This is a genomic window from Paraburkholderia sp. JHI869, from assembly GCF_038900775.1.
Classification (GTDB): Bacteria; Pseudomonadota; Gammaproteobacteria; order Burkholderiales; family Burkholderiaceae; genus Paraburkholderia.
On the sequence record NZ_JAYMSC010000040.1, the window covers coordinates 14,675 to 27,076 of the forward strand.

At 56.2% G+C, this 12,402-nt stretch carries 9 protein-coding genes and 7 pseudogenes; 6 read left to right on the forward strand and 10 right to left on the reverse strand.

Features of this window, described 5'->3' with window-relative positions; genetic code table 11:
- The first annotated feature begins 14 nt into the window (after positions 1-14).
- Positions 15-704, forward strand: a complete 690-nt coding sequence (locus tag VSR72_RS38410; RefSeq protein ID WP_342957436.1) for a sensor histidine kinase — start codon at positions 15-17, stop codon at positions 702-704.
- A 1,433-nt stretch (positions 705-2,137) separates the two neighbouring features.
- Here the strand turns inward: VSR72_RS38410 and VSR72_RS38415 are convergent.
- A complete protein-coding gene (locus VSR72_RS38415) occupies positions 2,138-2,335 on the reverse strand; it encodes a hypothetical protein (RefSeq protein WP_342957437.1) in 198 nt (65 codons plus the stop codon).
- 219 nt (positions 2,336-2,554) lie between these two features.
- Here VSR72_RS38415 and VSR72_RS38420 point away from each other — a divergent pair, with 219 nt between their 5' ends.
- A complete protein-coding gene (locus tag VSR72_RS38420) occupies positions 2,555-2,791 on the forward strand; it encodes an AlpA family phage regulatory protein (protein WP_342957478.1) in 237 nt (78 codons plus the stop codon).
- Here the strand turns inward: VSR72_RS38420 and VSR72_RS38425 are convergent.
- Positions 2,781-4,051 (reverse strand): annotated as a pseudogene (locus tag VSR72_RS38425) (tyrosine-type recombinase/integrase). The gene VSR72_RS38420 and the pseudogene VSR72_RS38425 overlap by 11 nt on opposite strands.
- Positions 4,052-5,584: 1,533 nt before the next feature.
- Between VSR72_RS38425 and VSR72_RS38430 the strand changes: the two are divergent.
- Positions 5,585-5,842 carry a hypothetical protein gene (locus VSR72_RS38430; protein ID WP_342957438.1) on the forward strand — a complete coding sequence of 86 codons (258 nt, stop codon included), beginning with the start codon at positions 5,585-5,587 and terminating at the stop codon, positions 5,840-5,842.
- A 48-nt stretch (positions 5,843-5,890) separates the two neighbouring features.
- Here VSR72_RS38430 and VSR72_RS38435 read toward each other — a convergent pair whose 3' ends face one another.
- The 8 genes and pseudogenes from VSR72_RS38435 to VSR72_RS38470 form a co-directional block, all read right to left on the reverse strand.
- Positions 5,891-6,226, reverse strand: coding sequence for an H-NS histone family protein (locus tag VSR72_RS38435; RefSeq protein WP_342957439.1), 336 nt, complete (start codon positions 6,224-6,226; stop codon positions 5,891-5,893).
- A gap of 147 nt (positions 6,227-6,373) precedes the next feature.
- Positions 6,374-7,099 carry an IS6 family transposase gene (locus tag VSR72_RS38440; protein WP_342957440.1) on the reverse strand — a complete coding sequence of 242 codons (726 nt, stop codon included), beginning with the start codon at positions 7,097-7,099 and terminating at the stop codon, positions 6,374-6,376.
- A gap of 37 nt (positions 7,100-7,136) precedes the next feature.
- Positions 7,137-7,265, reverse strand: a pseudogene (locus VSR72_RS38445) (IS5/IS1182 family transposase); the annotation flags it as partial.
- 13 nt (positions 7,266-7,278) lie between these two features.
- Positions 7,279-7,539: a hypothetical protein gene (locus VSR72_RS38450; protein WP_342957482.1), complete on the reverse strand. Its 261-nt coding sequence runs from the start codon at positions 7,537-7,539 to the stop codon at positions 7,279-7,281.
- A 36-nt stretch (positions 7,540-7,575) separates the two neighbouring features.
- Positions 7,576-7,879: pseudogene (locus tag VSR72_RS38455) on the reverse strand (helix-turn-helix domain-containing protein); the annotation flags it as partial.
- An 814-nt stretch (positions 7,880-8,693) separates the two neighbouring features.
- Positions 8,694-9,403, reverse strand: a pseudogene (locus VSR72_RS38460) (IS6 family transposase).
- A 62-nt stretch (positions 9,404-9,465) separates the two neighbouring features.
- Positions 9,466-9,655: pseudogene (locus tag VSR72_RS38465) on the reverse strand (IS6 family transposase); the annotation flags it as partial.
- Between the two features lie 705 nt (positions 9,656-10,360).
- Positions 10,361-10,645 (reverse strand): annotated as a pseudogene (locus VSR72_RS38470) (transposase); the annotation flags it as partial.
- Between the two features lie 114 nt (positions 10,646-10,759).
- Here VSR72_RS38470 and VSR72_RS38475 point away from each other — a divergent pair.
- From VSR72_RS38475 to VSR72_RS38485, 3 genes and pseudogenes are all read left to right on the forward strand, one after another.
- Positions 10,760-10,915, forward strand: a complete 156-nt coding sequence (locus tag VSR72_RS38475; protein WP_342957441.1) for a hypothetical protein — start codon at positions 10,760-10,762, stop codon at positions 10,913-10,915.
- 276 nt (positions 10,916-11,191) lie between these two features.
- Positions 11,192-11,456: pseudogene (locus tag VSR72_RS38480) on the forward strand (transposase); the annotation flags it as partial.
- Between the two features lie 478 nt (positions 11,457-11,934).
- Positions 11,935-12,282, forward strand: a complete 348-nt coding sequence (locus VSR72_RS38485) for a hypothetical protein (protein WP_342957442.1) — start codon at positions 11,935-11,937, stop codon at positions 12,280-12,282.
- The last annotated feature ends 120 nt before the right edge of the window (positions 12,283-12,402 follow it).

The following is a 12,402-nucleotide window of genomic DNA, read 5'->3' on the forward strand; positions in this document are numbered from 1 at the left end:
TTGAGGTCGGTCCAATGTGCAAAGACACCAAACGAAGAACACCCGCTTTCTCTCAGCCACAAGCTTTGTGCAGGTACTTGGAAGCCGCTCGGGAAGGTGAACGGAAACGAATCGCAATGGAGATCCACGACGAGCTGGGGCAACTGGTCACTGCTCTGAGACTTGAAGTGTCGCTGTTGAGGGACAACTTGTCGCCCGATTCAATTGCGGTGCAAAAGGCCGAAGAAATGAAAATGCTCGTCGAGTCGATCATGGGGGCGGCTCGCAGTGTGGTGAACCGGTTGCGGCCCGCTGCGTTGGATTTCGGGATCGTACCAGCACTCGAGTGGCTGGCCAACGACTTCAGACGACGTTCACAGATTTCATGTCGTCTGTATGTGAAGGGCCGTGAACCGCGTTTATCTGAAATCCATGCTACGGGGATTTTTCGCATAGCCCAAGAGTCACTGACGAATATCGCTCGCCACGCCGCCGCCTCGCACGTAGAAATCACATTGATCACATCAAATTCTAAGATTGAGCTCGTAGTCAGCGACAATGGAAAAGGGTTTGATATGTTGGAGCGGCGCCCTGGGTCGTATGGACTACTGGGGATGGCCGATCGGGCGAGAATGATGGACGCCCGCCTCGAGATCCACAGCCAACCCGGAAACGGTTCGGTGGTCCAGTTGCGCGTCGATGAAGATGCTCTCATTGCAGAATAAGTATAGATGGCTTACGATTTATCAAAATGGCAAATTCAAATTATCATGCGTATGCGATCAGCATTCGAGCTTGACTAAAGCGCTGTATCAGAGCGGTGGCTAATCCGCTTGATAAAATCAGTACTGTTACGGACTGGGCCGAATCAAACCTCGGCGCGCTTGTATCAATATACAATTTTAACTCATCACCTATTCCAGCCACTGGACGCGCCGCGATCGTAAGAACACAAACTCCCTGGAGCAGACGGAAGATTTTCAAAGCCGATGAGCACAAGGCGCACCCGCTATCGATGACCTTGCCCCTCGGAGTGCCACGAGCTGGTAGCTTCAGGTGCGTCACTTGAGCGTTTCCGGCTCTCGCCTTCGTGCCGCGTAGGCATCGCAATACCTTTGAGGGACGCCGGTGCGGCGTTCAAATTGACGGGTGACCACGTTGTCTCGGCCAACCCATAAGTTTCACTTCAGGAATATACCTTTTCCAGAAATTCATAAGACAGGGAGCGTGGCTTCTAGTCGTTTTGATAAAATCGGTACCGACACAGTCCGCTCAAACGCAGGCCATGTCATTCTCGTATTAGGACGAAATTCGAGTCTTATCATCTATTATTTCCCACTGGACACGCCGTGAATCCCTATTCGAAACCAAAGAATTCCGGAGCACCGGTCGAAAATCCCGACTCAACTGACCGGGCAAACTGATGAGGAGGTGGTCTATCCGCTCTCGCCTCGTTGCTCCGTTATCCGGCACGCACGGGCGCTTGCAGAAGCCAGATTAAAGCCGCGAAGGCGGCTACGCGGTGTCACCGGATCGGAGGTAGTGTCAGATGGTTGTTGCACGACAAACGGCGTGCTTTTATAGTCAGCAGCAGACGAGTACGTCAATGAGTACATTGATGGAGCCATATACAGAAAAATTCGCATCAAATCAATGCACTGAATGCGAACTCCGAGTCCTCTCCTGGGCATCTAAGGGTTGTGCGGAAATGTACAAAGGAATCCAAAACAAATGATTGATCAACAGGCACTGGATAGCTTTAGCTCGACTATCGTCCATTTTGAACCAACGCGATCCGGCTGCGAGCGAGCACGTTTGTGAGTACGTCGAAAGTACGAGGTCGATAAATGCACTCGCCCTGCGCTCTGCATCTCGTCCATCGACCGACACTGGTGTCTCGGCTTTTTTAGGCGGAGAAGCCCAAATCTGACTCCGCCTCGCCACGCACGACGGCTTGTACTGGATCAGCCTGAGGCCGCGTTCGGCAGTCTCCCGCGCAGACGGCCACCGTTTGCCTAAATGTACGCGACATGCTCTCGTTGATCGTTCAGGAACAAATAGCGAAGGTTGAACGCCTTGTTTTTCCCGAACAACCGATTATGATGGTGATTGTTAATGCACTGCCTGAGTGCGTGAGTTGTTCCTCAAGTACTGGCGCTCATCTCTCGCATTCGCGGTCGTGCTTCGTCTCTTCGTCTGGGCCACCGCGGGTCTTTTTGACTAGAAGTCCTCCTTGCTCCTCGCCTGGGGAATAAGTCGCTCTCCGCAGATCCGCCGCTTCTTTTCCGTTCACGAGATCGTCGTAGAGCAGCCCGGCGAGTTCCGGATGGTTCGACGTGACGTCGGTGCTGTGCACGCTAGAGTCCATCGCATGATCAGCGCACTTCGAGCGCTGAGCCCTTGCTCGAATACCCGACTTCGTGGCATCTAATGCGAGCCGGATCTCGGGGGCTTGTCGTTTGAGCGCAGCGCGTGCGGTATCGCGAACGCCTCGAGTAAAACCCGATTACAAAACGTTGTTTATTGGTCAGCGCCCCCAAAGCCAGAGGATTGCAGCATGCCCGCACCGACCAGTATGAAACCGCTCTACCTTGATCTTCCTGCAGTCGCTGCCGCCGTCTCACTCTCGGAAACGAGCGTACAAAAGCTCGTTCGCGAAAGCCTGTTCCCAAGGCCCCGAATGTTGTCCGGCCGTCGCGTCGCGTGGCTCACCCGCGAGGTCGAAGCGTGGGCCGAGGCCCGCCCCGTGTCGGATCTCCTCCCTCCCCCGAACACCGGCCATAACAATCGACGCCATCGCGCTACTTCCTAGCAGGATACGTGGCTGCGATCTCCTCAAGTCGATGCGACAAGCGGGTAAGCCAGTCGCGCCGCTCCCTGTCGTAGGTGTGACGGTTATAGATCCCAACGATGCGCGGCTGCACATGACCGAGTACTGCTTCCCCGATTTCATTTGGGCAACCGAGCGTTGCCAGAAGCGTGCGGGTCGTTCGCCGAAGGTCATGGGCCGACCAGTGCGTGACCGGCAGACGCGGACGGACGTGTTTCGGAGTGATCTTGCAATATGGCTGATGATAGTAGACGCCGTGCTGGATCACGGTCTGGTTCATCGACGTACCGCGCGATGACGAAGGAAACAGGAAGGGTCCCCTGGCCTGGTCCAGCCGGCGACGCACGACGACCTCGGCGCGGCCGATGAGCGGCACTCGCAAGTCCGTTGCTCTTTCGTTATGGAGCCCCTTGGTCTTGTGCTTCGGGATGGTCCACCACAGCCCGCCAGCCTCCTCCGCAATCTCCGTCTCCTCCATGGCGACGATTTCGCCGCCCCTTGTGCCGGTCCAAAGGTAGAGCGTCAATGCGTCAGCAACGGTCAAGCTTAAGTTCGGCAACCACCGGATCAACGTGCCAAGCTCGTCTGCCGAGAGGACCCGTTTCTGTGTCCCCGTATACTTCCCCTCGACCTTGCGCCCCTTGCTCTTCAATCGCCCCCGTAGAACCTCCCGCCACCAGTTGGCGGTGTCCTCCGGAAGGCGACCCGCATCGAGCGCATAATGCCAGGCATACCCAAGTTCCATCCGAAGCCGCGACGCGAGCATGGGCGTGGCGACTCGAGGAAATCAAACGCCTGTGCACGGGTGATGGTCGCCGCGCGCATATCTGCAATCGGTCCCAGCATCGCCTTGAAGATGCGCGCGACCTCGACCGCACCCTTCGTCTTGCGGTTCACCTCCACGTACCCTTCGAGATAGTCGCGACAAAGTTGCTTGACGGTGTAATCCTCTGGTGATGGACGGGCTGCCGCGCGTTCTTTCTTTCGACGCAGTGCGGAGAGCTCGGCGCCAGTATCACGCTCGACGCGGTTCTTCTCCCAAGCAGCGATCGCTGCCGCGAACGCCATCGCCGGCCATTCGCCAAGTTTCACCTGTCACATCCGGCCGTCAACTGGTGACTTGTAGCGATACGTCCACGACTTGCGGCTCGTCGAAGCCTGCAGGCGTAGCCCCGGAAATCCCTCAAAGGTCATGTGCTCCCCGCTGGGCAGCCTGGCCGCGACACGTGCATCAAAGCGCATTCTTCCCTCGGCGTAGGTTTTCTCCGAGAGAAGGATACGCGGCGTAGGTTTTCTTACAATGGCCCAAAAACCTACGCCGAAGTAGCGAGTTTGGGTGAGTGGAAACAAGTGTGGATGCATCAGCCGCGGCGGCGAAAAGAATTTTTACTTTGTAAATTCAGTTAATTAACAACACTATTAGACGTATCTGGCTGACCTCGGGCGGGACTGGAATTTCTACTATTCGTTTTCTTCGGAACAACGATACGAGCTTGATCATTTAGCGATGCAAGATCGAGAGATCGCCCCTCCATACCCCGCGCGGCCATCATTTCCACGAGATTACGCAGCCTGATAGGCTACGTACCAGCGTACACATAGCAGCATCACACAACGGGGATTGAAGCCCCCCACTTGATAGGTAGCGTCCTCCGTGGGTTTTGCGTCTTTGCCCTCATGTGATTTGTACGTTTTGATCGAACCATGCGAATCGCCCCTTAGCGGGAGATGCCAGAACCGCTCGTGCGCTGATGCTCTGCATGACTACATACCTCGGAGAGTAATGCATGTTGCATGAGCATGCTGCGGGTTCGCGTGTCAAACGGCACGAAAACAAGGCTTTTCATGCGGAAGATCAAGTCATGCAGAAGATCGAGGTTTCTTTACAGCGAACCCTTGACAGTGTCGAGACCAAAGGCGCAGTCCGCGGCCTCAGTGACCGTCTTGTTATAGCGGTCCGAATACCATTCGGCGAACCCGTTCCACACCATCGTCGGCAGCGGGCCGTCGCGTTCGATGCCAAGATACAGTCTGCTGGCACGCGGGCCTACTTCTGACGGCCACATTCGATGCTGACCCTCAAGCGCTAGCCGCCTGATCATGCCACCCACCCGCATACACTAGTCTTGACGATTTCTCGCAGACCCGATCGGAAACACGAGCGTCCCGAACTAGGGGACCCACTTGCCGTCCTGCTGCGCAAGCGGCAGGACGCCGACCAGCGCAAGCACGGGCCACACAGCATGCGGAACTTGCGGTTACCGACCGTAGCGACGGAGAGCGGCCCGCGAGAGCTGATGGCGACTGCGAGACCGAGTGACACGCACGCGCCGGACGGCTTCGAAGTAGCACAGCGCCATGCCCGCCATCGCACTACCGAGGACGATGGCGGCGATCCAGCGCCGCCGGGAGAAGGTTAAAGTGGCGGTCGCACCACGATTGACGGTACCACGCTCGCGAAACAAAGGCGCACCTAAGTCGTGCTGAACGTACCATATTGTGCCATCACGGGCCGCGACAACGCGGCACCAAGCTGTACGCTGCACATCGACGCGATGGCCATGATAGGCGCGGGCCCACTTGCACTACGATTTACTCGGACGGCATCCGATTCCTCGCTCATACACGGCTCAGTGACGATGATGCGCAAATCCTAGCAGTACCAATTCGCTTTATATAAATCGCTATTTCTTCTGGATACTTCAATCATATTGATGCCCCCTCTAGTCCATTGCTTCGTTGAAAAAGCGCCTTATTTGGTATTCAATGAAATACATGGAAAAGATGAACTTGACCACGCTTGAGCGCAAACAATTGCTGTCGGCGGCTCGTAGCCAAACGGTGCGCGCAGCGGACACGCGGCGTTCCCGGTTGATCCTGATGCGTGACGACGGTGAGACACGTGAGGCCAACATGCAGCGGCTGCGCTGTGACTCTCGCTTCTTTAGCCGTTGGTTGAGCCGGTTTCTGGCCGAGTGGCTGGCAGGCCTGTACGTGCGTCATCCCGGACGAGTCCCGGCGCATCCGCCTTAAAAGCTGGAGGCGCGGGTTCTGGTTCTGTCGCATTAGACCGAGAGAGAGTTAACCAGCGCGAACGGCCCGCAGCGTGCCGGTTGGTGCATCGTCGTTCTCGATGAGGAACAGACTGCGATCCTTGCCAGCGATCCAGGCCGGTTCACGGCCCCGGCCGCTCCACTCACGGCCAGTGGCCGGGTCTCGGTATTTCGCGACAACCGGCTTCATGTGGTACGTGCCACGTCGATATCGCCGGAGCTCGTTCGAAGTAATATCCCACTCGGTCATCTTCTCACGAATGTCCTGCAAAACGTTTTGCCGTTCGTCCTGCCTCGCACTCTCGATGCGTCGGTTCAACTTTTGCAGCTCGGCGATGAGGTGCTTGTACGTATCGCCTTTCACCTGATTCTGTCCTCCGTGCTAGTTGATGCGATCAGTTCGAACCGGCCGCCTTCGGTGCGGTCGGCTTCCACGTCTGGAATGCCTTGTCTGGCTTTGTCAAGTTAAGCGATGGTGTTTGCCAAACCCCATTAAAGATAGGCATCCTTATTAGATAACCAAGCAGTTCGTACCAGTCCACTCAGACCAGAAGCGCAGGTGCGCCTGAAGTTCAGCTCTATGGCAGGCTGCTTTCATTTGATGCCGGGGCAACACGAAATGCTGACGGATCGGTCCGAAGCGCGAAAGAAACGCCTGCGTTCGGTGTGGATCGCGAAACCCCTGCATTTGACACTCACGCCCGCGCTTGGGCTGGTGGCTATTCTCGGCGCGGTTATTGACCTCGGCAGAGGCCTTCACGAAGACGTGCTTCACGCAGGCCAGCTCGGTCACTTCCGCCTTGGCTGCCGGGTAGCTGCGCAACTGGCCGGTAACGATCTTAATGGGCACCGGGTGCGAGCACAGCACCCACTTGAAGAAGCGTTTGGCCGCAGCCTTGTCGCAGCGCTCTTGCAGCAGCACATCTAGCTCTGCTCCATGTTCGTCCACCGCGCGCCACAGCACGTACGGCTCACCGCGCAGCTTCACGAACATTTCGTCGAGATGCCAGGTGGAGCCCGGCTTTACGCGCGCCGCTTTCGCGCGCCGCGCAAACTGGGCCCCGAACCGGTCGCCCCAGCTTCGCACCGACTCGTAGCTGACCGTCACGCCGCGCTCGAGCAAGAACTCCTCCACGTCGCTCAGGCTCAGGTTAGAGCGGTAGTACCAGCGTACCGCGCAGCTGATGATCGCGGCCGGAAAACAAAAACCATAGTACGGCGTTTTGTTCCTCTTCATCCTCTCATTCTAACCGCCTTCGACTTGAAAAAGCCAAACATACCGCCGCCAGCCATCGTTGTGTCTGCTGGTACACGAATGCCACGGCGTATAAATTAGTCGGCAGCACTCGCCACGCCGCCCAAGCGCGACCCATCCAGCGCAACGCATTGAGCATCTCGCGCAAGATCGGTTGATCGCTATTCAATGCCTCCTTGCTTGCCGTCTCGCTCGTGACTATCTTCATCGGACAGATCGTGACGGCGGGCTTTGCCACATCGATTATTCAGATCCAGACGACAGAATGGGCTCGCGAGGATATCCTCCACGTGACTAGTTGGAAATTGTGAGCGGAGCGCCGCCCCAATTGCTTGCCAATTGGTAAAGGCACCGCTTTCGGCGAATTCGAAGGCCTTTTTTCGGATTCTCTCGCGACGCTCTATCGTGTCGGTGTCGATCATATTCTTCATCGTCGCCCCACCCTTCAGTGCGAATTAAAACTTGAACTGCAACGGCGTGTGGTCCCGTACGGCTTGCGCCAGCCAGCGCATCTCCTCGGCAGTGACCTTGGGCGCCCGGCCCAGGATCGACTCGGCGAGCAAGGCGCTTTGTCCGCCGTTGGCGAAGTCGGCCAGCCAACGATAGGCGCTGCGTTCGTTCATCCGCAGGCCGCCGCCACACTCGCCACGCCCTGTCCTTCGCGAACGGCTTCGCTGCTTGCTGGCGCATTGCCTGCAACGTCACGTAATCCAGTTTCCGGCCGTCGGATGACGTTTGGATTTCATGCTCGTACTGTCTCATCGTCATGACAATACTTTCAAAAATGTTAGTAAACGCGGTGCGCCACGAGCTAACGGCTTGCCGCACGCTTGCGCACCTGCATTCGCAAAGATACTCATGCGACTCGACCTCGACGTTGATGTGCATCATTTGATTCTTGGGAGACGGGCTCACCCGTAAAATTTCCTTGAACGCGCGCTGCCTGCCCTTTCCCTCGGATTACATCCCCGCAGCAATCCAGCGCGCTCAACGCCACGCTCCTGATTCCATTACCAAGTTGCGCATCCTGCTCAGACAATGGCCCATGCAACGACGGCTCTCTTCCTGTGCGATAGAGCGCGCAACTAATTATGTGACACAGTAAGCCTTCTATAGGGAAATGGAAGTCAATCCATTTTGCGATTCTTTTTTTTGTCAGTTATCTCCTATTCTAAAGTGCAGGCCAGATGTTTTTTAATCCTCCATATCAGGCGAGAGCAGCAGTGAGGTCGGCGTGTCTGAAGTCCGGACACTTGACCGGACCAACTTCTATCCGTGCTGGCACGGGACCGGGCGCCACATACCGCCTGCGCAAGGCGCTGGAACCACCCCATTGTGGACGAGTCCCATCTAGAACTACGGTTACCTGCGAAGGTAGCCCGCTTGCTGTCCGGGCGCGTCGAACCTTCAATCGCTGTTGCCGCTCGACGTTGGCTACTCAGGCCGCTGCCATGTTATTCACAGGTGGCTTGAGAGTTGCCCCAAGGGGAATCTCGCCGAATTCTAGATATCGCAATAGCAGATGTTGTCGCGATAAGGGCAACGGTCATAGCAAAGCGCAATATCATAGGATTGCTTATTTCGCCGGCGAGTAAAATTGCTCAGCGGCAGATTGTTGACTGCCGCGAATGCGTTTCATCTGCCCCTTGACGACCATATGCATGGCTTCGATGCCATCCAGAATGATGCGGGGACAGCGAAAATCTTTGAATCCCAGCATGGGACGGGTGCGACGCTTGATGGCACGGTGGTCCTGCTTTACAACGTTGTTTGTTCAGGTATTTGTTCTGGCGGACCTTGATCGGCGTCTCACGTTCGGCGTTGAGCGTTTGTAGCGCCGCCAGATTTGTCCCGCTTTTATCAATCGCCACGGTCTCCGGTTTCACCGTTCTGGGCCATCACCTTTTCGAAGTATCACCGGGCCGCAGCCTGGTCACGATGGGCTCGCAGAAGGAAATCGATCGTGTTGCCAGCCTTGTCCACGGCGCGCTACAAATATTTCCATTCGCCCCTCACGCGAATGTACGTTTCGTCCATACGCCAACTCCTGCCGACCGCCCGCTTGCAGCGCCGAAACGCCTTCTCCAGAAACGGCAACAGTTTGAGTGCCCAGCGACGCACGGTTGAATGGTCAACCGAAATTCCTCGCTTGCCCATCATCTGCTCGAGGTCACGCAGACTCAGCGGATACGCAACGTACCAGCGCACGCGGAGAAGGATTACCTCAAGCAGATAATGCAGGCGCTTGAGCACCTTCGCCACCGCGGGATTCAGGTTCTGCTTCATCGGTCAGATCGTTCGTCTTCGGGACTTCAGCATAGCAGGTCCCCTATTGCGACAAAGCCGAACTCCGGCGTGAAGCGCTGGAGCCAGCGCATGATCGTCGTGTACGCCATCGACGGACCGCGCTCGGCCATCATTTCAGCGAGATCTCGAAAGCCGAGCTTGTAACGCAGGTACCGGCGCACGCAATGGAAAATATTCACAATCGAAGTGGCGCCCGTTGAACAATCCGTCAATGTCTTTCAGCTTACGCATCGGCTTGTGCTCGCCAAAAAGTCGAGCGTAACAGACCAGCGCATCCAAATTGCACTATTACCGACGACACGTCATGGCAAGGTCAAGTCTCTTCTATTACCATTACTGCATGCACACGACAATGCCGACAAACCACACAACAAATGAACTCGTTCCTACATCGATTCTGTCCCTCGACGCAGTCGTACTCCACATCGGTGAGATGCTCGACCTCATTTTAGAACAGTTGGTGGCATCATTTCTTTCCGTTTGGCGGACAGCGCCACCATATTAATCACGGGGCGAAAACGTTCCGCTGCAGTGGAACGATGTTGTCCGTGTCAAATCATGGCGCGCAACGGCTGCGATGGTACGGCGCTTGCTTGAGTGCGTGCTGAAGGCTCCAACTGCGCGGAGTCCCTTACACGCGGGTCGGAGGCGGCCTTCCCGAACCTAAGGAACGTCTCACGATTGACGGCAACCAGGTCAGGCTCTACAAGTTCAATGGCTCGCCTGCGCAGGTATGGAACTTCGTTTCCCTGACGAGTAGGAGTGTGGCGGAGGCTGAGGAAGATCCGATCTAAGGTAGTTGGTTCGCGCGGGCATTGAGCGGCTTCTCTGCGCCCCCTGCGCGGCTTGGCTATGTTCAGATACAGGTTTGCGGAAGCGGTGGCTTTGCATCATTGGTCAAAATGTACGACGCGTCCGTGCAGTATTCGGTCACGACTAGTCCGTTGAACCGGATGAATTGCACCGGATTCTCCGCGATGGATCGGAATACTTCCATTTCAATGGGATCGCCTGCTTGTTGTACTGGCGTATATAACGCATGAGCTTTTTGTCGAGATCCTTGGTGCTGGTGAATACGCCACGCGTAATGACGTCTCGCTGGATGCAGGCAAACCAGTTCTCAACCTGATTCAGCCATGACGAATACGTGAGTGTGTAATGTATCGAGACGTTCGGGTGGTCAGCCAGAAATGTTTGAACGGCGTCGGTTTTGTGGCTACTTTGCGCTCCGTTGCACTCAGATTCATCTTACCCATCCACTACTGGATCAGTGCAATTTCAATGGACTAGTATCGAAGTGTTATAAATTTTTGTTTTCAATTCCTGGGGATTGACATGCGCAAGAAGCTTAAGAAAATGGTATTCGTTGGCTTAATGGCGGCAACTGTGCTTGTTGGGGTTATGTCTGCGGTCGCTGTGGAAATGGACGAGTGGTCCGACGACTGTTTGTTCCTTGAAATCGGAAAGGGTGATTGGAAGATTTGTTTGTAAGGCTGACGGGCATAGGCGCTGCAGCCCAGACGGCTTTGTCCGGTTGACGGTAAGGCGGCGGTGGAATGAAGTGATAAAGAAGAAAACGAAATCGCTTTATCACGGCCACCGCTTCCCTGCCGTTGTCATCATCTGGGCTCCGGTGCAAATAGATAGTCAGGTCTAGAAAATTCGAAGCGGCTTGCGCAGCAAGGGTTTGACGCTGATAGTTGTTGACGGATTTGCAGGAACTTGGCAGATTATGGGTGGTTTCGCGCAAATTCTTTCGAGGTCTGGATGGGTCCGAAGACAGCGGTTAAACGAAGGCGATTTATTCCGGCATCCTCTGCGCGAGCAGATCAACCTGAAGCATCCACTGGTGCGTCTGGCCGATCTGATCAACTGGGATGGATTGAAAGCGTCGATGAGCGCGAGCTTCGTCTCACGCAAAGGTCGGCCGGCCACGTCACCGAGGCTGATTGCTGGCTCGTAGTATCTGCAGCACGCATTCGATCTGTCGGACGAAGCGGTCGTCTGGCAATGGGTTGAAAATCCCTACTGGGTGCGCCGGGACACCGGCTAGGTGTACGTGGTGAGAGTCCACTACGATGAAGGCGTAGCGAGCCACATCGCCCCCGAGCCGTGCGCGGGCATCCGCGAGGAGGTCAGCGAAGCGTCGGCAGGGGAATGTGTAGGCAAGCCATGGAGCCACGAAATGGTTTATATCCTGGACGCCGACGCGCTCCAGTACGTGGAAGGCGATACGAGCGGGCGCGACATCGCGAGTGGCCGCCGATCCGGCGTGGTCGTAGAACTTGGCATGCACGCAAGCGCCTTGTACGGGAACCGGGAGATCTCACGTCTGACCTGGCGCTGTAGCGGTATTGGCCAGGCCCGCATCGGGAAGGCGAGGAGGGGCGGAGCCAAGTGCGGGGACCGAAGGGAATGCGAACCAGAATCACACGTGCCGGGCGCAGCACCGGGGAAGCGTGTCACAGGGACTGGATCGCGTACGGCGGTTGGCGAGACACCATAAGAAGATGCGTTTCACGACGTTGCTGCACCACGTCACAGTCGAGCGGCTGAGCGTTGCGTTCTATGCGCTCAAACGTAAGGCTGCGCCGGGAGTTGACGGCATGACGTGGGAAAACTATGAAGCGGGACTGGAGAGCAATCTCCGGGACCTGCACAAGCGGGTAGGCACAGGGAGCTACCGTGCCCTGCCAGTGGTGCGCCGCTATATACCCAAGGGCGACGGAGGTCTCCGGCTGTTGGGTATAGCAGCACTGGAAGACAAGCTTGTGCAGAGCGTAATGGTTGATGTTCTGAACGTCATTTATGAAGGAAGACTTCCTCGGTTTCTCGTACGGGTTTCGCCCGAGTCATGACCAGCATGATGCGCTCGACGCATTGGCTGCCGCGATTCGGTGGCGACCAGTGAACTCGATTCTGGACGCCGACATTCGAAGCTTTTTCGACACCGTCAACAGGCAATGGTTGATCCGTTT